This window comes from Sulfuriroseicoccus oceanibius (assembly GCF_010681825.2).
GTDB classification, from domain to species: Bacteria; Verrucomicrobiota; Verrucomicrobiia; order Verrucomicrobiales; family SLCJ01; genus Sulfuriroseicoccus; species Sulfuriroseicoccus oceanibius.
In genome coordinates this window covers 1,218,878-1,239,713 of record NZ_CP066776.1, presented here as the reverse complement: position 1 = coordinate 1,239,713, position 20,836 = coordinate 1,218,878, and the positions used below count along the sequence as shown (strand labels likewise).

The 20,836-nt window shown below is 59.8% G+C and carries 16 protein-coding genes; 7 read left to right on the top strand and 9 right to left on the bottom strand.

What is annotated here, in order from left to right:
• Positions 1–84 precede the first annotated feature (84 nt).
• The 6 genes from G3M56_RS04870 to G3M56_RS04845 all read right to left on the bottom strand — a co-directional run bounded on the left by G3M56_RS04870 (position 85) and on the right by G3M56_RS04845 (position 5,930).
• Positions 85–1,149, bottom strand: coding sequence for an alkene reductase (locus G3M56_RS04870; RefSeq protein WP_164364061.1), 1,065 nt, complete (start codon positions 1,147–1,149; stop codon positions 85–87).
• Positions 1,150–1,247: 98 nt separating this feature from the next.
• Complete coding sequence (locus tag G3M56_RS04865; RefSeq protein ID WP_235203594.1) at positions 1,248–1,499, bottom strand: DoxX family protein; 252 nt, start codon at positions 1,497–1,499, stop codon at positions 1,248–1,250.
• A 154-nt stretch (positions 1,500–1,653) separates the two neighbouring features.
• Complete coding sequence (locus tag G3M56_RS04860) at positions 1,654–1,995, bottom strand: DoxX family protein (protein ID WP_164364058.1); 342 nt, start codon at positions 1,993–1,995, stop codon at positions 1,654–1,656.
• 261 nt (positions 1,996–2,256) lie between these two features.
• Complete coding sequence (locus tag G3M56_RS04855) at positions 2,257–3,465, bottom strand: IS256 family transposase (RefSeq protein ID WP_235203327.1); 1,209 nt, start codon at positions 3,463–3,465, stop codon at positions 2,257–2,259.
• 613 nt (positions 3,466–4,078) lie between these two features.
• Positions 4,079–4,951, bottom strand: a complete 873-nt coding sequence (locus G3M56_RS04850) for an SPFH domain-containing protein (protein ID WP_164365589.1) — start codon at positions 4,949–4,951, stop codon at positions 4,079–4,081.
• 13 nt (positions 4,952–4,964) lie between these two features.
• Entirely contained in the window at positions 4,965–5,930 is a 966-nt protein-coding gene (locus tag G3M56_RS04845) for an SPFH domain-containing protein (protein WP_164365588.1), read from the bottom strand.
• A 242-nt stretch (positions 5,931–6,172) separates the two neighbouring features.
• Between G3M56_RS04845 and G3M56_RS04840 the strand changes: the two genes are divergently transcribed.
• Both G3M56_RS04840 and priA read left to right on the top strand, forming a co-directional pair.
• The gene (locus G3M56_RS04840; protein ID WP_164365587.1) at positions 6,173–7,192 is read left to right on the top strand and encodes an aldo/keto reductase; all 1,020 of its coding nucleotides are present in this window, start codon (positions 6,173–6,175) and stop codon (positions 7,190–7,192) included.
• A gap of 45 nt (positions 7,193–7,237) precedes the next feature.
• Complete coding sequence (priA, locus tag G3M56_RS04835; protein ID WP_235203593.1) at positions 7,238–9,592, top strand: replication restart helicase PriA; 2,355 nt, start codon at positions 7,238–7,240, stop codon at positions 9,590–9,592.
• 1,303 nt (positions 9,593–10,895) lie between these two features.
• Here priA and G3M56_RS04830 read toward each other — a convergent pair.
• The 3 genes from G3M56_RS04830 to G3M56_RS04820 all read right to left on the bottom strand — a co-directional run bounded on the left by G3M56_RS04830 (position 10,896) and on the right by G3M56_RS04820 (position 15,968).
• A complete protein-coding gene (locus G3M56_RS04830) occupies positions 10,896–11,627 on the bottom strand; it encodes a phosphatase PAP2 family protein (RefSeq protein ID WP_164365586.1) in 732 nt (243 codons plus the stop codon).
• A 364-nt stretch (positions 11,628–11,991) separates the two neighbouring features.
• Complete coding sequence (locus G3M56_RS04825) at positions 11,992–14,061, bottom strand: ATP-dependent helicase (RefSeq protein WP_164365585.1); 2,070 nt, start codon at positions 14,059–14,061, stop codon at positions 11,992–11,994.
• A 164-nt stretch (positions 14,062–14,225) separates the two neighbouring features.
• Complete coding sequence (locus tag G3M56_RS04820) at positions 14,226–15,968, bottom strand: alanine/glycine:cation symporter family protein (RefSeq protein WP_164365584.1); 1,743 nt, start codon at positions 15,966–15,968, stop codon at positions 14,226–14,228.
• A 344-nt stretch (positions 15,969–16,312) separates the two neighbouring features.
• Between G3M56_RS04820 and G3M56_RS04815 the strand changes: the two genes are divergently transcribed.
• The 5 genes from G3M56_RS04815 to G3M56_RS04795 are packed head-to-tail and all read left to right on the top strand — an operon-like array spanning position 16,313 to position 20,836.
• Positions 16,313–16,579 (top strand): FeoA family protein, encoded by a 267-nt coding sequence (locus G3M56_RS04815; RefSeq protein WP_164365583.1) that lies wholly within the window; start codon positions 16,313–16,315, stop codon positions 16,577–16,579.
• A 58-nt stretch (positions 16,580–16,637) separates the two neighbouring features.
• Positions 16,638–16,877, top strand: coding sequence for a FeoA family protein (locus G3M56_RS04810; RefSeq protein WP_164365582.1), 240 nt, complete (start codon positions 16,638–16,640; stop codon positions 16,875–16,877).
• Between the two features lie 29 nt (positions 16,878–16,906).
• Positions 16,907–18,982, top strand: a complete 2,076-nt coding sequence (gene feoB / locus G3M56_RS04805) for a ferrous iron transport protein B (protein ID WP_164365581.1) — start codon at positions 16,907–16,909, stop codon at positions 18,980–18,982.
• Between the two features lie 30 nt (positions 18,983–19,012).
• Entirely contained in the window at positions 19,013–19,183 is a 171-nt protein-coding gene (locus tag G3M56_RS04800; protein ID WP_164365580.1) for a FeoB-associated Cys-rich membrane protein, read from the top strand.
• 54 nt (positions 19,184–19,237) lie between these two features.
• A complete protein-coding gene (locus G3M56_RS04795) occupies positions 19,238–20,836 on the top strand; it encodes a hypothetical protein (RefSeq protein WP_164365579.1) in 1,599 nt (532 codons plus the stop codon).

Sequence of the window (20,836 nt, the reverse complement as noted above, 5' to 3'; positions counted from 1 at the left end):
CCGCGCCTGCCAAAGACGCCTCAAAAATGCCCGTGCCGAGAGGATCTCAGTACGGGCCGGTTTCACAAACGAAAGCGGTGTGGATCAACCATCTCCATTCAAAAACGGATAATCGGTATAGCCCTCCGATCCGCCGCCGTAGAATGTGTTCGGATCCGCCTCATTGAGCGGCGCATCCTGGGCAAAGCGCTGCGGCAGATCCGGGTTGGCAATGAACCAGCGGCCGAACGACACCGCGTCGGCCACTCCGCTCTCAACCAAGGTTTCCGCCTGCTCTTTATTCAACTCCTGGTTGGCAATCACGCCATTGCCGAACGTCTCTTTGATGACTGGCGTAAGTCGTTTCTCCGCTTTGATATCCTCGCGCAGGAAGATGAACGCAATCCCGCGCTGTTTGCTCTGCTCCGCCAGGTAGACGTTCGTTTCCAGAGGCGTCGCATCGCCGGCATCATGGGCGTCGCCTTGCGGGGAAAGGTGGAGCCCTACGCGCTCCGCACCCCACACCGAGATCAACGCATCCAGTGCCTCTAGCAAAAAGCGCGCACGGTTCTCAATCGACCCGCCATATTCATCCGTCCGATGGTTGGTCGAGCTGTGCAGGAACTGCTCAGGCAAATAGCCATTCGCTCCGTGCAACTCCACCCCGTCGAACCCAGCCGCCTTCGCGTGCTCTGCAGCCACCCGATAGTCCTCAATCGTCGCTTTGATCTCGTCGACCGTCAGCGCCCGCGGCGTCACGAATGGCTTCTGCGGACGGATCAGCGACACATGTCCATCCGGAGCGATCGGCGACGGTGCCACCGGCAGTTCGCCATTGAGATAACTCGGATCGGATATCCGCCCGACATGCCACAACTGGGCCAGAATCAGCCCCCCCTTCTTATGCACGGCGGACGTTACCATCTTCCAGCCCTCGACCTGGTCGGCGCTCCACAAACCCGGTGTATCCGGATACCCCACCCCCATCGGGTTCACCGACGTCGCTTCCGATAAAATCAACCCGGCCGACGCCCGCTGGGCATAATACTCGGCCATTAACTCATTGGGCACACGCCCTTCACTCGCACGGCAGCGGGTAAGCGGTGCCATTACCAGACGGTTCTTGAGCTCGAAAGCTCCCAATTGGATCGGTTTCTGAAGAATAGACATCTCGCTCTCAGCGTCAGCACTTCCAGTTTCCGTGCAACCGAGCGCAAGCGCAGCTTACGCCCCCCCCGGCTGCCCTCTCTCAAATCACTAGCGACTCGCTACAAAACAATCACCAGCACCGACATCACCAACATCGTGAATGCCGGCAGCGACTTCTGCGGAGCGTCCTTCACTTTGACGTGCATCATCACAGCCCCCGTCATCAACACCGCCATCCCGGCTGCCGCAGGAAGAACCAAAACCGGCACCCAAATTCCAACCAACAACATCAACGCGAACAGAATCTTCAAACCACCCACCACCTTCATCACCGATTCCGACAGCCCGTAAACCGCAAATTCCTCTTTCATATTCGTGGCACCGCCACCCCGCCAAGGCGTCGCCTTCCCCGCTCGAACCAGCCACACATTGAGAACTCCTAGGGCGATCACAACTTGTAGAATAACTTGAAGCGTAAGCATGGCGGCGTGGGGTTGATTTCAACAGACCTACAATGCAAAACGATCACCACAGCCGCAGCGCTACATAAATGTTCATCACGCAGTACAGAAACGCCGGCAGCGATCGCCAAAACCCGTCGCGGATCATCAAGCGCACCCCAAAGCCCAACAGCATCAACACCCCCAACCCGGAGGCCGCCAGCGCGCCGATCCAAACCACTTTCAATCCGACCAATAGCCCAGTCGCTCCCAGCAACTGCAACACACCGGTCAACGCCCGGAAACGTGGGATCCCATAGCGCTCGAACTCCGCCACCATGCGCTGGGAAACGAGACAAGCCACGCCAAACCCCAAAAAGGAGACCGCGGAGAAAAGCTGCAGCCAGGTTGTTGCTGAAAATTCCATGCGTCTATCGAGTTCCAACCAAAGAGCCCTTGCCGCCATCCCCCGAGCACCGCTCATGAGCGCCTGCCAACCGCTTCGCTCAATTGGCCCGGCAAGCAGCCTCACACACCCGCTTCCCAAAGGCGATCCTATTCCACCCCGTACACCATGCTACGCTGAGGGACATGCGATGACAGTAGAGCACACCCCACTCAACCAGCAGCATTCCAATAAACCGGTTATGTACGTCAAGTTCTGCAAAAAGGGTTTGATGGATGATGATCAGGCTGCGGACGTTTGATTTGAAGTAAGGCTGAGCTTTTGGGCTTCTTTGAGGTGATCCATGTTCAGGTAGCGGTGTTGATCGATCCACTGCTCATGGACTTGATGCGTGACAGCCCGGATTAAACGTTGGGCTGCAGCCTGGTTGGGGAAGGTTCGGATAATGTGCGTACGACGCTTAATCTCCTCATTGAGTCGCTCGAGCATATTCGTGCTTTTGAGATGCTTGTGATGCTCTCTGGGAAGTCGATAAAAGGTGAGCGTTTCTTCGATCTCACTTTCGACCCAGTCACAGAGCTTGTGGTATTTGCCTCCCCACTTCGCCAACCATGCCCGCAGATCCTGACGCGCTTCATTGATGTCTCGACGGTCATAGATCCAGCGCAGCTCGGTGCAGCAGTCGTCGTCATGCTTGCGAGGTAGATGATCAAGAGCGTTGCGAAGGAAGTGGACGTAGCAGCGTTGCCACAGCGCCTCGGGAAGCACTTCGCTGATAGCTCGTCGCAGGCCGGCATGGTTATCAGTCACGCAGAACTCAACACCCGTCAGTCCGCGTTGCTTGAGTTGAAGTAGGAAGTTCTTCCAGCTGCTTCCGCTTTCCCTTTGATCGAGCTCGGTAGCAAGGACCTCCCGTCGGCCATCCCAACTGATGCCAATGGCGATCAACACAGCCTGGCTGCGCACCACGCCGTTCTCTCGAACCTTTTCGTAGCGGGCATCCAGGATGAGGTAAGGATAAGCGTGGTTGAGCTTGCGTCGGGCAAAGTTCTCAAGCTCTTCGTCCAACGTTTTGTTCAGCCTGCTTACCACACTGGCGCTGACCCGGTGACCGCAGAGCTCCTCGGTGATCTGCGCGACTTTACGTGTCGAGACGCCCTGCACGTACATTTCGATCAGGGTGCTTACCAAAGCCTTCTCGCTGCGTTGATAGCGATCGAAGATCTCGGTGCTGAAGAGTCCGTCGCGATCTTGAGGGACGCGCAGCTCGATCCTTCCTACCCGTGTCAGGAGACTGCGTTGATAACTGCCGCTGCGATAACCTCGGCGTCTGTCGCTGCGTTCTGATTTTACCGCCTGGAGTGTCTCGTTCATTTCTTCTTCGAGCATCTCCTGCATCAATTTCTGAACCAAGGGCCTCAGAAAATCTTCCTGCTCGGCAAGAATACTTTTCAACTGCGGCGTTGTGGTCTTATCTGGTCGTGGGGTCATGGTGTGACGATTAGGGGTTCTTGTTTTGTTAAAAACCTAATCAATCATCATGACCCTTTTTGCAGAAGCTTTGGCACACTACCAATAAACCGTCCCTTCGGGACGAACTCTTCCCGGCTACTACCCCGGAGGTTGAAACCTCCGGCTAACCGGTAACCCGTCGCTCCGCGACACCACGCTCCCACGCTCCCACGCTCCCACGCTCCCACGCTCCCACGCTCCCACGCTCCCACGCTCCCACGCTCCCACGCTCCCACGCTCCCACGCTCCCACGCTCCCACGCTCCCACGCTCCCACGCTCCCACGCTCTCACGCTCTCACGCTCTCACCCGATCAACGCAACCTACCATCAGGTTGCCCCCCATCGCGGAGCGATGACTTACCGGCTAGCCAGCGGATTCATCCGCTGGTATGCGCCCCCATTCTCCCTCGCGCCGCAGGTGCGGTTTACCCGGACAAGCCCCGCTCCAGAGCCAACCTAACCACACCTTCGTCCAAGCGAAACACCACACTCCGGTGCGGAACGCACCTCTCATACCGGCCCGGGACGGAATCCCGGGATTGGCATGACCTCAGCATCCACGTCCGGAAGGGACGTCTCATCCCGCCCTTCTCATACATTCACCAACATCCCCGGCCCGCCGTGCTGGTCACCGGTGTTGAGGATGATCTTACCCTCGCTCTTGAGGGTCGCCTGAAGATCTAGCAGATCAAAAAGCACCTCGGCGACTTCCGGATTCTCGCGAATCTCGGACAATGCTTCACCCACAATCTGCGGACGCACCGCCTGCGCTTTACCCAAACGACGCGACGCTTCTTTCTCCGCGTTCGATCGGATGATCGCCACGCGGTTCTCACCGTCCTGGCGCATCGACGCCGTGACCTGACGCAAGCGGTTGACCACCTTGCGCTCGATCTCCTTGATCATCCCCTGGTCGCGGAATGCCACTTTACGGATGTACGTCGACCCCAAGGTAAAGCCCCACTGCTGCGACTTCGGCGAAACCTCCGACCTCACCATGCGAGACAACGCATCGCGGTCCTCCAACAACACATCCAGCTTCAAATTGGACAACTGCTTGATCACCGCTGTGGAAACGTTCGCCGACAACGAACGCACCGGCTCCGAGTTCTCAAACAAATACGCCTTCGGGTTGCTGACATAGCATTCGTACCAAATCCCCACACCCATTGGCGCGCCCTCTTCCGAGTTCACCAACTGGTTGCGCAAATAGTACTGATGAATGTTCGTCGAGACCTTGTACACCTTGCCGAAAAACGGAACGAGGAACGCCTTCGGCCCGAAACGGGTGAACGGAAAGTTGATCCCGGCCTCGTCGAGTTCGCCGATCACTTTGCCAAAAAGCGTGTACACCAGGACGGTCTTCTCCGGGATCACGCGCCACAACTGCAGCATCCCTCCGAAACGATACACGAGCGGAATCCCGATCAATGCGAGCAGAAAGCCAATGATAAAATATGCCATGATCTAGGTTCGGTTAGGCGTTGTTCGGGTTGGTGGAAATGAGTGTCTGGCTGGCCTTCTCGCGCAATGGCACCGCCGCATTGCGCAAATAGGAATCGAGCGCCGGGCGCCCGCCGTTTTGATACATCTGGGTCAAGGTCTCGGAGAGCTCGAGCAACGGAGCCGCTTCGGCGTTGGCGCGGTTCTCGGCGATCTGCACCGCCTGCTCGGCCATCTTCAAGGTCTGGTCGGCCTCGGCCTTGGCCTGCGAAATCTCAGCAGCCACGTTGTTACTCGTCGTGTTGATCGATGCCAATGCCTCATCCACTTCGGACGGCGGATCGATGGTCGTGATCAATGCGGCGTCGAGCTCGATGCCATAGCGCGCTGCGGTCTTCACACAGCTTTCCTCCATGTACTGGTTGATCGTCGACAAGTTCTTACGCAGGTCGTTGATAGAAATCCCCTCGACCACTTCCCCATTCGGGAGCTCGGCATCGGAGTTGCTGAATGTCGCAATACGATCCCGCAGCACGGAAACGAAGTACCCCATGATGTGCGCCGGTGGGTTCTTCACGCCATAGACATAGGCGTACAAGTTGCGTTCGCACGGACGCCACCGGATCTGGCCGGAAATCTGCACCGTCAGGTTGTCCTTTGTCACCGACTCGATCGATCCCTGGACAATGTCCGGATCCCACGTGATGTCGGTGGTCTTGATGGTCATGTCCACCTTGGTCAGCTTCTGCCAAGGCCATTTGAAATACGGCCCGCCCGGCTTGATCACGCGGATCACCGGATAGTCGTAGCGTGCTTTTTCCTCGTCGCTGAGCAACGCACCAAGCTCCGGATCATCGCCAATCCTTTGGTTCCCCACCCGCTGCGCACGACCAAACGAAGCCAACACACCACGCTGGGTCGGCCCGATCGTGTACACCCCAAACGCCAACACAATCCCGGCAGCAACCAACATGCCGAGCACTATCAATACGATTTCCATAAGACGGTTCAATAGGAGACACCCGCACCCGGCAGGCGTCGATTTCGGCGCGAGTGTAGAACCGCCCAGCCCAACGCCAAGAAGAATCTAGCGAATACCGCAATCTTGTAACAAAAAGAGACGGTCATAGAGCGCACCGCCCTTCCATCCCCTCCCGAGAATCTGTGAATTCCTCGATATTCTGGGTTCCACGATGGGGCAGGTGCGGGTAGTCTCGACAGAGCAACCGAGCCCACGCACCTATGTCCGACTACCATCCCAACACCGGCCGCTACGAGACCATGGAATACCGCCGCTGCGGCAACAGTGGCCTCCAACTTCCCGCTCTGTCCCTCGGGCTTTGGCACAACTTCGGCGCCAACGACGACCATCTCGACGCCCGCCAGATGCTGCGCGATGCCTTTGACGCAGGGATCACCCACTTTGATTTGGCCAACAACTACGGCCCGCCTCCGGGCAGTGCGGAAACGGTTTTTGGTCGTCTCTTCCGTCAGGACTTCGGCGACTTGCGCGATGAACTGGTGATTTCCACCAAGGCCGGGCACTTGATGTGGCCCGGGCCGTATGGCGACGGCGGCAGCCGCAAGCACCTGCTCGCCAGCCTCGAGCAGAGCCTCAAGCGGATGAAGCTCGATTACGTCGACATTTTCTACACCCACCGCCCGGATCCTGACACCCCGCTCGAGGAAACCATCGGCGCGGTCGCTACTGCGGTGGAACAAGGAAAGGCGCTCTACGCCGGCATCTCAAAGTACGAAGGCCAAGCCACCGCCGAAGCCGTGCGCATCCTGCGGGAGCGCCATATCCCGGTGGTCATCCACCAGCACATCTACAACCTGCTCAACCGCTGGCCGGAACAAACCCAACTCTCCCAAACCATCGACGACACACGTCTCGGCTGCATCTGCTTCTCGCCATTGGCGCAGGGCATGCTGACCGAAAAGTACCTCGACCGAATCCCGAGCGAATCCCGTGCCGCACGTGATGACGGGTTCCTCACCACCGACCAGGTGATGAACAACGTGGAGAAAATCCGCGCGCTGGCAGAGATTGCCAAAGAACGGGGCGAACCACTCAACACCATGGCGCTCGCCTGGGTGCTGCAGCGCCCGCAGGTCACGTCCGCATTGATCGGAGCACGCACACCGCAACAACTCGCCGGAAACCTGGAGGCTCTGAACTCCCCGGCCTTCAGCGACGATCAGTTGCAGCGTATCGACGCCATCACCGGCGCGTCCGGTGGCCAGGCCCAGGCAGGATAGAACCAATTCATCCGTTCAATTGGTTTCACCCCGATCCGCTCGTTTGTGATCCGCAGTCCATTCTTCCGCCCCCCCGTTTACGCCCCGGCGACCTCCGACGATTTGTTCGGCGGTAGCGCGGGTGATGCCGCGCCCCCTGCCATCGACGGCAAGGTGGTGTCAGTCATGTTAGACAACGCCAACGACCAGGCCTACGACTACCTGGCGCCCGGCGCAATGGCGGACCTCGCGCACCTCGGCAGCCGCGTGATGGTGCCGCTACGCAACCGCAACCTGCGCGGTACGATTGTGGAAGTACGAGAGGGTGGCGTGGCGGCGCTCGACGACAAGGTCCGGCGCGCGTTGAAACCCATCACCCGCGTCATCGACGAACGCCCGAGCCTGCCACCCGACCTGCTCAAACTCGCGTCGTGGATGGCGGACTACTACATCGCGTCGATGGCATCGGTGATGCAGACGATGCTGCCGTCGAACATTCGCGACGAAAAGACCAAGGAAAAGACACGCCTGACCGCGGTGATGAAAAAGCCGTGGAAAGCCGACAGCGACGAGGGCCTGGCCCTGCGCAAACGTGCGCCCAAACAAGTCGCCGTGCTGACCAAACTCGCCAAGGCACCGGGCCACAAGATCGCGCTGGCGGATCTTGCGAGCGACCTCGGCAACGACGTGCGTACATCGGTTCGGTCGCTGGAATCCAAGGGCTGGCTCGAAGTCGTGACCGAACAAGTGGAGCGCGATCCCTTTGCCAATGCGGACATCGTCGGCGACTCGGCGCTTGAACTCACCGGCGACCAACAAACCGCCGTCACCGCAATCCACACCGCCATTGATGCCGACGCCCCGAAGCCGATTTTGCTGCTCGGTGTGACAGGGTCCGGAAAAACGGAAGTCTACCTGCAGAGCATCCAGCACGCGATCGACCAAGGCAAAGGCGCGATCGTGCTGGTACCCGAAATTGCCCTCACCCCACAAACCGTCGAGCGCTTCAAAAGCCGCTTCAGCCAGCAGGCCGGTGGCGTTGCCGTGTTGCACAGCCACCTCTCCGACGGCGAACGCTTCGACGAATGGCAACGCATCCGCAGCGGCCGGGCACGCATCGTGGTCGGCGCTCGCTCGGCGGTCTTCGCTCCGGTGCCGGACCTCGGCATCATCGTCGTCGATGAAGAGCACGAGAACTCCTACAAACAAGACAACCCACCACGTTACCAAGCCCGTGACGTGGCGGTCGTGCGGGCAAAAATCTGCGGCTGTGCCGTGGTGCTCGGCAGCGCCACCCCGTCGCTGGAAAGCTGGGAGAACGTGCGCAAAGGAAAGTACGAGGGCTTGCGCATGATGACACGCATCGACGACCGCCAGCTCCCGCTGATCCGGGTGGTCGACATGAAGATCGAAGCGACCAAACGCAAGGACGTCACGATTTTGTCGGAGCCGCTGCGACAGGCGATGGAAAAGCGCCTCGAGCGCGGCGAGCAGACCATTCTCTTCCTCAACCGCCGTGGGTTCTCACCGTCGCTACAGTGCCTGGCCTGCGGCGCGACCTGCGAATGCAAGCACTGCAGCATCGCGCTCACGTTCCACAAATCAGCCGACCGCTTGATCTGCCACATGTGCGGGTACGAACAAGTCGCGCCCACCCGCTGCCCTGAGTGCCGCGAACCCGGGATCAAGTTCAACGGCTTCGGAACCCAACGCGTCGAGGAAGTGATCAGCAAGGTTTTCCCGAAAGCCAGCGTCGAGCGCATCGACGCCGATGCCATGCGCCGCAAGGAGCGCCTGGTCGAAGCACTCAACCGCTTCAAAACCGGCAAGACACAGATTGTCATTGGCACCCAGATGATCGCCAAAGGGCTGCACTTCCCAAACGTGACGCTGGTCGGGATCCTCAACGCGGACATCGGCCTGCACATCCCCGACTTCCGTGCGGGCGAGCGTGTGTTCCAACTACTGACCCAGGTGGCTGGCCGCGCGGGGCGTGGTGATTTGTCCGGTGAGGTGATTGTCCAGACCTTCAGCCCGCACAGTCCGTCGATTCAGTTCGCGCGCCAGCACGACTTCGACGGCTATTCGTCGCAGGAGCTCGAGTTCCGCCAGGCCTTCGGCTACCCGCCCTACGCCCGGATGGTCGGCATCATGACCCGCTCGACCAAGGAGAACATGGCCGAGTTCACGCTGCAGAACCTGATCGCCACACTGAAACCGAAGCTGCCGCAAAACGTCATGATCGGCGAACCTCTGCCCGCCGCCATCGCCCGCGTGAAGGGACAATTCCGCTACCACGTCTTCCTCCGCGCCACCAACCCGAACCACATCCTCAAACCACTGCGCGAAACCCTCGCCTCCTTCACCGTCCCCGATGACGTCTACCTCGGCGTCGACGTGGATTGCTATCAGGTGACGTAGAAGAGAGTTTGCTAGTTTTCAGCTGGTAGTTTTCAGTTCCTGACGGCGAAAGTGTTGGGAAGGAATAGAGGCATAAGAACATCGGCGCGCCATCCGCTATCGCTATCGGTATCCTCATCGCGATCGACACCAATCCTCCGGCGGCGGTAATCGGCTCATCTCGATGCCGTCCCGCACCACACCGCCATCCCGACGGCAGGAACGCCGTCCCTCCAGCGCTTCGCTCAATCATACGAGCGTCGATGGAGCAACCTCACTCTTGAGGTTGAACGCACGACTCCGCCACCCCTCGACGTCCACGCAAAACCAAACACCCCCGTCCCTCCTGTCGACGAGGACGTCGAACCTCCATGCCCCCCCTCGCATCACGCAGCGCCCCATGGACCGACTGTTTCCAATCCTGCCACCAATCCCTACGTAGCGCAGCGACCACTACCATCACCGCACCGACGGCAGGAATGCCGTCCCTCCAGCGCTTCGCTCAATCATACGAGCGTCGATGGAGCAACCTCACTCTTGAGGTTGAACGCGCGACTCCGCCACACCTCGGCGTCCACGCAGCCCCCCGCCCCTCCTGTCGACGAGGACGTCGAACCTCCATGCCCCCCTCCGCATCACGCAGCGCCCCACGGACCGCCGGTTTCCAATCCGGCCACCAATCCCTACGTAGCGCAGCGACCACTACCATCACCGCACCGCCATCCCGACGGCAGGAACGCCGTCCCTCCAGCGCTTCGCATGGTCATACGAGCGTCGATGGAGCAACCTCACTCTTGAGGTTGAACGCGAGACTCCGCCACACCTCGGCGTCCACGCAGCCCCCCGTCCCTCCTGTCGACGAGGACGTCGAACCTCCATGCCCCCCCTCGCATCACGCAGCGCCCCACGGACCGCCGGTTTCCAATCCGGCCACCATTCCCTACGGAGCGCAGCGACCACTACCATCACCCCACCTCACCGACGGCAGGAACGCCATCCCTCCAGCGCTTCGCATCGTCATGCTTGCGTCGATGGAGCAACCTCACTCTTGAGGTTGAACGCGCGACTCCGCCACCCCTCGACGTCCACGGAAAGCCAGCCGCCTGTCGACGAGGACGTCGAACCTCCATGCCCCCCTCCGCATCACGCAGCGCCCCACGGACCGCCGGTTTCCAATCCGGCCACCAATCCCTACGGAGCGCAGCGACCACATCCCCACCCCCATTCCCGACCGAGCCTGCGATTCCACCAAAGCCACAGCCGTCACCCGATGGCCGCGCAAACTCCGCCGCCACGCCCCCACTGAAAACTGAACACTAGCAAACTAGCAATCTCCCTTCCGCCTCTTCCGCACCGATGCCGCGGCCGCCACGCCAAACATCACCCCGAGATACCCCCCAACGATGATATCGGTCGGGTGATGCTGGTATTGGTACATGCGCGCCCAGCCCATCGATCCGGCGTAAGCCAACACGGGAACACCGACCACCGGCGAAGTAATCGCCACTGGCACCGCCGTTCCAAATGCCGTGGCGGTATGCCCCGATGGGAAGCCATGGAAATGCGACTTCGGCTTCGGGCCATAGAAGCGATCGTCCAGCTCCTGCTTGATCTGCGCGCTCGGACGCGGACGCCCCAGTGTTGCGCGGAAAACATTGCACGTCAGACCGGCGAGCAGACAGGCAATGAAGGTGGCAATCGCGATCCTCTGCCAATTGCGCTTTTTCGCCCAACGCCCGACAAACCAGAACCCGGCGGTAACGATGATATTGTACTGCGCGAGGTCACCGGAATCGCCGATGAAGTTGGCCCAGTCCATCGTCGCGCTCTTCTTGCCGCCACCGATCGCGCGGTAGAACGCGAGCCAATCTTTGTCGTACGGCCAAACGGCATAGAAGCACCACACCAGCACGGCAATGGTCGCCAACGCCCAGAAGATCCAATAACGACGGAGGAACGACCACGTATCGCGCCACGTTTCGCCCCACAGTTGCTTGAATGCAGCCCAGCCGTAGCCCAGGTCGTCCGATGATTTGGTTGGTTGCTCGTCTGCCATCGCCGCCAACCTAGCCACAATCGATCATCCCTCAACCACAGATCCACAGCGCATCCGGACACCATCAGTCAGCCACCGATGCTGGGAGAGAATCGCTCCGCGGCCACAGATCGACGCAGATGATCACAGATAGTGATTAGGTTACAATCCTCAGGAGCTCACACCGCGCCTTCCTCCATTTCTGCGTGAGGATTCTCCCCCATCCCGCACCACCTCGCATATCAAGGACAGGAGTGTCCTTGCTCCATCCAGCCACCGCCGCAGACCACAAACCGATGGAGCTACGACACTCCTGTCGTAGAGAGAACGCGCCGCCCTCTGTGCGGGCATTCGCCACCTCAATCACCGAGACACCTCACCCTGCCTAAAACGGGTAATCGTCGTCGTCATCCTCATCGTCGTACCACATGTTCGGAGCGCTGGAGCCGATCTGCCAGGTGTCGAACAAGTCGGGATCCAGCTCCTGAATAAAGCGCGACGGCAGCACCGGCATCGATCCCTGATGCGGCGTGCTCCAGAGCTGCGGATAGGTCAGGTACAGCTGTGTCTTGGCGCGGGTCAGGGTGACGTAGAACAATCGGCGTTCTTCCTCCTCCGTGTCCGGGTCATCGGCATCGAGCGCACGTTCGTTGGGGAACTTACCGTCCGCCAGACCGACTGCGAACACGACATCCCATTCCAGTCCCTTCGCCTGGTGAACGGTGGAAAGCGTCACCACATCGTGATCCTCGTTCTCCGCCGGCCGATCGTTGGAAACATCCACTCCGCCCATCAGAGCCAGCTGGGTCAGCAACTCCTCGACATCGGTCATGCCTTCGGCAAACGCTTGCAACTGCTGCAGGTCCTGACGCCGTTGGTCGTAGTTGGTAAAGGCATTGCGCGCATACTCGTCGTAGCAGCCCTCGACCACTGAGAAAATCATCTGAGTCGGAGTGGCGGGTTCGCCGCCGGGTGCGAGTTCGTCCACGGTATCGGCGAACTGTTGCCACGCCGATGCCGCCTTCTTCGGGGGCTTGAGTGCTTTGAGCGCGTTGCCAAACGATTCCAACTTTTCGCCGTCAAGCGCCGGCAACTGGGCCGCCCACTCGCGCCACAATTTATCCGCCGATCGTTCACCAATCCCAGGCAGCATCAGCACCAGACGTTTGAACGAAACCGCGTCCCGTGGGTTCACCGCCAGACGCATAAACGCCGCCACGTCCTTGATGTGCGCTTGCTCGAAAAAGCGCAAACCGCTGGTCACCCGGAACGGAATCCCGCGTCGCGTGAACTCCATCTGGATCTCCATCGAATGGAAGTGCGCACGGTAAAGAATTGCGATCTCTTCAAATGGCACGCCCTCCTCTTCATTGAGCTCCTGCACCCGCTGTGCGACAAACTGCGACTGAGTGCGCAGGTCGAGCACCGGCGCCAGCACCGGCTTGGCTTCCTGGCTCTTGCGGGCCGGCTGCAGCACTTTGGCGAACTGTTTCCGGTTGTTGGAAATACAGGCATTGGCGGCCTGCAGCACCTCCGGTACCGAGCGGTAATTCGTCTCGATCTTGTAGGTCTTCGCCTTCGGGTAGCGCTCGGTGAACTTAATGATGTTCTCAAAGTTGGCACCGCGCCACGAGTAGATCGACTGCGCGTCGTCACCCACCACCATCAGACTCTTGTGCTTTCCGGCGAGCTGGTCGATCAGCGCGGCCTGCAGCAGGTTGGTGTCCTGGTACTCGTCCACCAGGATAAAGCGAAAGCGCTCCTGATACCGTGCCAGCACGTCCGGGTTCTTCTTGAACATGCGGTAGCACAAGTAGAGCAAATCGTCGAAGTCCGCGGCATTCGACTCGCGCTTCAGCTGCTCATACGCCATCCCGACTTTGAGGATGTCTTCATGCAACGAGGCATCGAACGAATAGCGCCACTGCAGCACCTCGCGAGGGTCCTGCATTGTGTTGGTGCTGTAGCTGAAAAGATCGATCAGCGGATCCGTCTTGGGAAAACGCACCGCTTTGGTGTCGATCCCGGCCTTCTGGATCGCCGCTTTCATCAGCGACTTCTGGTCATCGCGATCGAGGATGGAAAAGTTGCGTCCGAGGCCGATGAGGTCGGCGTGTTTGCGCAGGATGCGGTTGCCGATCGAGTGGAAGGTGCCGCCCCACAGGTTGGAGAGGTCGAAAGGAACGAGTTCCTTCACCCGCTCGAGCATTTCCTTCGAGGCTTTGTTGGTGAAGGTGAGCAGCAGGATGCTGCGCGGGTCCATGTGGTTGTCGAGCAGGTAGGCGACGCGGTAGGTGAGCGTGCGCGTCTTGCCTGAGCCGGCACCGGCGATGACCAACGACGGCCCGGGACGCGAGGTCACCGCGGCATATTGGTCGTCGTTGAGTTCGGCACGGAAGTCGATGCCTGTGCGGTTTGCCGGTGCGCTGGATTTGATCTCGTATTTCCGTGCCATGGGACGCCAAGGATGGATGCCATCTGCACGACAATCAAGAACGGACCGGCTTTGTCACGGATCTCCCTCTGCCTCTACCCATAGCCGAAAACACAACGAAGGCCCGGGATTGGATACCAACCCCGGGCCTCGTGAAAATCATCGCCTCAAGGGCGATCCGCACGTTACGCGTCGCCGCGGTCGATGCGCGCCGCGTGGTCGCGGAACTTCTTGAGCTCTTCTTTGACCACTGGCAGCAGCAAGTACACTCCGATCAGGTTCGGCACCACCATCGCGAAGAACAGCGCATCGGAAATCGCCAGCACGTTGCCCAGCGACGCGGTGGCGCCCACCACCACAAATCCGCAGAAGATCACCTTGTAGATGTTAATCACCACGCGGTTCTCACCGAAGATGTAGCCAATCGCCTGACCACCGTAGTACGACCACGAAATCATGGTCGAGAAGGCGAACAAGAACACGGCAATCGCGAGGACATATGGGAACCAGCCGATCACGCCTTCGAATGCCTTCGACGTCATCCAGATGCCGCCGGCTGTGTCGGATCGATCGAGATAATCCTTTGTGGCGACGTAGCCGGTTTGTTCGGTGTCACGCACTTTGACCTTGGCCCAAGCAGGAGCCCAGTCCTTCGCCGCACCGTCCGGCTTTTCTTCTTTTTCCAGCACCTTGAGCTGTGTGCCCGGAGCAAGAGTAATGCCGGTGGTCTGTTCGAGAGCCGGCGACTGCATCAGAGCGACTTCCTTGTCGATGTCGGCATCCACTTTCCACATGCCGGTGACCACAATCACCAAGGCGGTCATGGTGCAAACGATCACCGTATCCATCAGAGGCTCGAGCAATGCCACCACGCCCTCACTGGCTGGACGTCGCGTCTTCACCGCGGCGTGGGCAATCGCAGCCGATCCCACCCCCGCTTCGTTGGAGAATACACCGCGCTGCACCCCTTGGATCAAGCCACCAATGAATCCACCCACCGCGGCACTCGGGCTGAAGGCCTCACTCACGATCGTCGCAAACGCCGCCGGCACGTCCCCCGCATGGGTAAACAACACCACGAAACAAGCCAACACGTAGGTCAGGCACATGAACGGAACCAAGACCTCGGTCACCCGGGCAATGGCTTTGATGCCACCGATAATCACCATCCCGACCAGCACTGCGATAATCGCACCGAACTGCCACGCACCTCCAGGACCGTCAAAAATCCCAAACGTCTCGGAGACCTGCTGATGCGCCTGGTTGATCTGGAACATATTACCCGCGCCAATCGCGCCACCAATACATCCCAACGCGAAGACAATCGCCAAAATCTTGCCGAGCCAGCCAAGGCCGCGTTCTTTCAAACCGTCACGAAGGTAAAACATCCCCCCACCGTGGGCACGGCCGTCCTCGCCAATCTGGCGGTAACGCACACCCAGCGTACATTCGGTGAACTTCGAGGTCATCCCGAGCACCCCCATCACAATCATCCACAACACCGCACCAGGACCACCAAGACCAATCGCCAGCGCCACGCCTGCAATGTTGCCCAAGCCCACCGTCGCCGAAAGCGCGGTCGTCAACGCCTGGAAATGCGTGATCTGACCCGGATCATCCGCTTCAGAGTACTTCCCTTTCACCGTCTTGAACGCCAATCCCAGCGCCCGCACGTTGAGGAACTTGAAGTACACCGTCAAAAACATCGCCGTGCCCGCCAACAAAATCAGCACCGCAGGCACATTGCTTTCCCCAATCGGCACCGTGACAAAGATCACCGCATTGAGGATCTCTTTCACCGGCTCAAGCAAGGTGTCCATCTTGGCCGCGATCTCATCAGATCGTTCAGACGCGGATGCGGAGCCGACAAAGCAAACTGACAGCAAGCCGGCAATCAATAGGCGGAGCGAGGATCGAAGATTAATCATAGTAAAGTAGTTTCTGCAAATCAGGCGTATTTCCCAGAGCAAGCAAGAATCGATCCAGAACCTGTCAGAACGGTACGCATCTCTCAAGGATAAGGTTGGAGAAGCTCATCAGCACACCGAAGAACCACCCGCCCCCAAGAACCAACAACTTACGCGTAAATCACAACTGTGCTCAGCGTTTCTTGAGCCCTTGGGCGCCGGTTCCTTAGCCCCCCCCGCCCCCGAATCCAACAGGTCACCCCATGACCGGATTTGCCCGTCATTCCGAAATCCGCATCATTTCCGCCAGCGACGCATAAATACCATTTGATACTGAGTCGCATTACGATAAAATTCGCTTAGGTATGCGCTTCTCCCTTATCCGTCGATCCCACGTCAAAGCCGGCAAGTCTGTCGGTGAACAGACGCTTTTTGGTGCGTCGGTGGGCTGCGACTTCCAAGTAGTGGCACTCAAGGGCTGCGAAGCCACCTGCCACCGCCTGCGCGAGATGGGCTTCTGCGAGCAAGCCCGGGTGCGGAAAATCACCAATGGCGGCAACACGGTCTGCACCGTATGCGGGTCGCGGGTGGCGCTAAGTAAGAAGCTCGCCGAAAGCATCGTCGTTGCTTAATTCTCCGGCCGGATCGTTCATCCGGCCTCTTTTTTTGATCTACCTGACTGATTCGACCATGTCTGATTCGCCCGTTTCGTTGTCTGAGATTATGCCGGGGGGATCTGCCTCGGTAGTTGCGATGGATCCGTCCATTGCTGGGATGCAGCGTTTGCAAGAGATGGGGCTTTTGCCTGGCACCGCTGTGAAAGTGGTACGCCGTGCCCCGCTGGGCGACCCCATCGAGCTGGAAGTCCGGGGCTACAAGCTGAGCATCCGCAAAGCCGAAGCAGCCGGTGTCACCGTGCGCCCCACCTAATTTCATCGAATCCCCTACCGGCCATCGCCATGTCCTCACCAGCACGTAAGATCGCCCTCGTCGGCAACCCGAACTGCGGCAAGACCACGCTCTTCAACGCTCTCACCGGCTTACGCCAAAAGGTAGGCAACTACCCTGGCGTCACGGTTGAAAAGAAGGTCGGTGAAATGCGCTCGCTTCATGGCGAGAAAATCGAGCTTCTCGACCTCCCCGGCACCTACAGCCTCTCCGCCCGCTCGGACGACGAACGCGTCGCACGTGACGTTCTGCTCGGAGACCTCAAAGGCACCGACCGACCGGACGCTGTCCTCTGCGTGGTCGACGCCTCCAACCTGGAGCGCAACCTCTACCTCGTCCTCCAGGTCATCGACCTCAAACTCCCGGTCATCGTCGCACTCAACATGGTCGACGTACTGGAAGAAAAGGGCCAACGCATCGACCCCGACGCGCTCAGCCAGCAACTCGGCGGCACACCCGTCATCCCATGCCAGGCCAACCAGGAGATCGGCATAGTCGACATCAAAGGCGCCCTCTCGCGCACTCCTCATCGCTCACACCGCCGCTGGAACGCCGGCGAAGACGTGGAACGCATCCTCGAGAAGTCCGCGGAAGTTCTCATCGCGCGCGGCGTCCCCAACGCAGCCGCCCACGCACTCACCATCATCAGCGACCGCGCGATGCGCGACCGCACCCACGATCACTGCATCGACCACTCACTGCTCGACGAACTCGAACCCATCATCAACGGCGAAGCCGCGGACAGCGACTTGCCGATCGAGAGCCGCATCGTAGCCGCCCGCTACGAGACCATTGGTCAAATTTCCGCAGCCTCGGTGCGCGGAGGCGACGCGCCGATGGAGCTGAGCTTCAGCGACAAGCTTGACGCCACCTTGATCCACCCGATCAAGGGCTGGCTGATCTTCATCGCGGTGATGGTCACCATGTTCTACTCCATGTTCACTCTGGCCTCGGTGCCGATGGACTGGATCGACGCAGGCTTCAGCAAGCTCGGCGAATGGGCAGGCGCCAGCCTCGGCGAAGGCGACCTCAAGGATTTGATCGTCAATGGCATCATCGGAGGTGTCGGCGGCGTGGTCATCTTCCTCCCGCAGATCCTCATTTTGTTCTTCTTCATCGGGGTGCTCGAAAGCTCCGGCTACATGGCACGCGCCGCGTTCATCATGGACCGCTTGATGTCGAAAGTGGGCCTGAACGGAAAATCCTTCATTCCACTGCTCTCCTCCTACGCCTGCGCCATCCCAGGCATCATGGGTACCCGCACCATCGAAGACGACAAAGACCGACTGGTCACGATCCTCGTCGCCCCATTGATGAGCTGCACCGCACGCCTGCCGGTCTACGTGATCCTCATCGGCGTGATGACCCCGAACGCCGACGCAGCAACCCGCACGTCCTTGATGTTCGGGCTCTACGCATTGGGCACGCTGGGCGCGTTCTTCTTCGCATGGATCTTCAAGCGCGCCTTCTCCAAGAACGCCGCATCACCATTCTTGATCGAACTTCCTCCGTACCGCATGCCGGGTTGGAAGCTCGTTTTCCAACAACTGCTCGACCGCGGACTCGTCTTCCTCAAGCGCGCCGGCACCATCATCCTGGGCCTCTCCATCCTGATCTGGGCCGCATCGACCTATCCGAAACCTGCGGATCCGGACACCCCGCGTGAAATCGCTCTGGAGCAGTCCTACATGGGCCAGGCTGGCAAAATCATCGAGCCTGTCGTCGAACCACTCGGCTACGACTGGAAAATCGGTTCAGCCATCGTTTGGTCGTTCGCTGCCCGTGAAGTCTTCAACAGCGCCATCGGCATCATTTACAAAGTGGGCGAGGAAGCCGAGGAGGAGGAACTTAAGACAGCGCTCGCCAACGCCAAACATCCTGACGGCCGCCCGATCTTCTCGTTCTGGGTCTGCGCAGGGCTCTTGGTCTTCTACGTTTTCGCCCAGCAGTGCATCGCCACCTTCGCGGTGGTGAAACGCGAGACAGCCTCGTGGAAGTGGCCGATCTTCCAAGTCGTTTACATGACGACTTTCGCCTACTTCGCAGCGATGGCGGTTTACCAGATCGGCAGCCGATTCTTCGGCTAAGCGGTCGACCGACCTCCCGCAGGAGATTCTATGCCTGAAGACCTCCAATCGTGGATCGCACTCGGCGTGGTGGCCGTCACCATCGCCGCCTTCGCCGCGCGCTGGATCATCCGCCGCAAAAAGCGTAAATCCGGCGGCTGCGGATCGGGCGGTTGTTCCTGCCCTGCCCCCAAGCCGCCACGCCCCGGCCAACCGGATTGACCACCCGAAACTTCCGCTTTGCGCGAAGCGGGGATTCCCCCTAACGTCGCCGCTGTGGCAGCAACATCCGACACGCCCCCATCCGCGACCGAATCCACCGACCAGACACCAGCCAGCGCACCACCGCGCAAAGTCTGGCCGCTGCCAAAATCAGCGTGGCTGCGCCTACTCATCACGCTCGTAGCGCTCGCCTTGATGGCCTGCGCCTACATCCCGCTCGGCGACGCCCTGGCCACCCAAACCAACCTCAAACCTCACAAGTCCGACCAATCCCACAACATGAAACTCGCCCGCATCGCCAAGGAGCGGGCCGAGTGGTCGATCGAGGAAAGTGTCGGCGAGGCGCTGTGGCAGTGGATGCCCCATTACTCCGAGGGCGTCGTCCAGCCGCTCTGGCCGCGCATCGCCAGCAACATCGCAGACGACGATGACCACGTGTTCCTCGCCAAAGGGAAAAGCTGGAACCTCTGGTTCAGCGGCATCTTTCTGGCGCTCCTGGCGGTATTGCTCTCACTGCGCTGGTCTCCTCTCGCAGTGATCAATTTCACTCTGATCGCCGGATTCGGCGCATTCCTTCCGCGATCGGTCTATTTCCAACCCGAGCCGATCTACTACGCGCTCTTCCTGCTCTCATTCCTCTGCGCGCTCGGGTTGATCAAGCGCAACCCACTCTGGCTTTACGCTGTGTTTGGCATCGTCAGCTCGCTGGCTTACCTCGCCAAAGGCTCGATGGGGCCTGCGGTGATGGCATTCTTTCTCCTCACCACCTACCGCTTCCTGGCGGCGGTGCTGCCACGCCTCATCGGCAAAGCAGGACTCCGCCCCAAGAGCCGCTGGAGCTGGCAAAACCACATCCTGGGCACTCTCCTCTTTGCCATCGCATTCCTCTTCATCAACGGCCCAAGCATGAGCCACCGCTACGAACGTTTCGGCTCACCAACCCACAGCTTCCCTAGCTACTGGATGTGGATGGACAGCTTCGAAGAAGGCTACGTCTGGATGGGCAACCACAATACCCGCGAAAAGCTCGCCGCCATGAAGCCCGAGGACAAACCCTCACTCGGCAACTACCTCGAGCGCCACACGCCGGAAACCGCCGGCCGCCGTCTCGCCGACGGGTCATGGCACCAGGTCGCCCGCTTCTTCAACCCAAAGGAAACGAAACAACCAGACAAGAAGGACGCCGCGCTCAAACCTTGGCGCGAAATCCTCCCCGACCGCGGCTTACACTTTCTTCTCCTCGCCCTCCCGATGCTCGCACTGACCGCCGCGGGCTGGTGGCAGAAGGCGCACATCCGCCGCGCCAGCAAAGGCACGGTGAACTTGAAACCTTGGTTTGAAATCGGCCCGCAAGCCATTTTCCTCGTCGGTATCTTCGCGCTCTACGCCATGCTCCACGGCTGGTACACCCAGGTCGGCGACGGCGAACGCTTCATGATGGCACTGGTCGCGCCGATGGCTCTCGGGCTCATCGCTTTCTCGGAAAAAGCCCTGCGCCGCCTCCGCCAAAGCGCCGACACCGCGGAAGAAGCCCCGACTCCACGCCTCGCGCGTACCATGACATGGGTCTACCTTGGCTGCCATCTCACGCTCACCGCATTGATCGTCCACCGCCTGTGGCAGCTTCTGCAGCATCCGGTTTTCGCATCGTGA

Coding starts and splice junctions, on each gene's coding strand:
- G3M56_RS04870 (WP_164364061.1), bottom strand. CDS start 1,149: ATGTCTATTCTTCAGAAACCGATCCAATTGGGAGCTTTCGAGCTCAAG.
- G3M56_RS04865 (WP_235203594.1), bottom strand. CDS start 1,499: ATGAAAGAGGAATTTGCGGTTTACGGGCTGTCGGAATCGGTGATGAAG.
- G3M56_RS04860 (WP_164364058.1), bottom strand. CDS start 1,995: ATGGAATTTTCAGCAACAACCTGGCTGCAGCTTTTCTCCGCGGTCTCC.
- G3M56_RS04855 (WP_235203327.1), bottom strand. CDS start 3,465: ATGACCCCACGACCAGATAAGACCACAACGCCGCAGTTGAAAAGTATT.
- G3M56_RS04850 (WP_164365589.1), bottom strand. CDS start 4,951: ATGGCATATTTTATCATTGGCTTTCTGCTCGCATTGATCGGGATTCCG.
- G3M56_RS04845 (WP_164365588.1), bottom strand. CDS start 5,930: ATGGAAATCGTATTGATAGTGCTCGGCATGTTGGTTGCTGCCGGGATT.
- G3M56_RS04840 (WP_164365587.1), top strand. CDS start 6,173: ATGTCCGACTACCATCCCAACACCGGCCGCTACGAGACCATGGAATAC.
- G3M56_RS04830 (WP_164365586.1), bottom strand. CDS start 11,627: ATGGCAGACGAGCAACCAACCAAATCATCGGACGACCTGGGCTACGGC.
- G3M56_RS04825 (WP_164365585.1), bottom strand. CDS start 14,061: ATGGCACGGAAATACGAGATCAAATCCAGCGCACCGGCAAACCGCACA.
- G3M56_RS04820 (WP_164365584.1), bottom strand. CDS start 15,968: ATGATTAATCTTCGATCCTCGCTCCGCCTATTGATTGCCGGCTTGCTG.
- G3M56_RS04815 (WP_164365583.1), top strand. CDS start 16,313: ATGCGCTTCTCCCTTATCCGTCGATCCCACGTCAAAGCCGGCAAGTCT.
- G3M56_RS04810 (WP_164365582.1), top strand. CDS start 16,638: ATGTCTGATTCGCCCGTTTCGTTGTCTGAGATTATGCCGGGGGGATCT.
- feoB (WP_164365581.1), top strand. CDS start 16,907: ATGTCCTCACCAGCACGTAAGATCGCCCTCGTCGGCAACCCGAACTGC.
- G3M56_RS04800 (WP_164365580.1), top strand. CDS start 19,013: ATGCCTGAAGACCTCCAATCGTGGATCGCACTCGGCGTGGTGGCCGTC.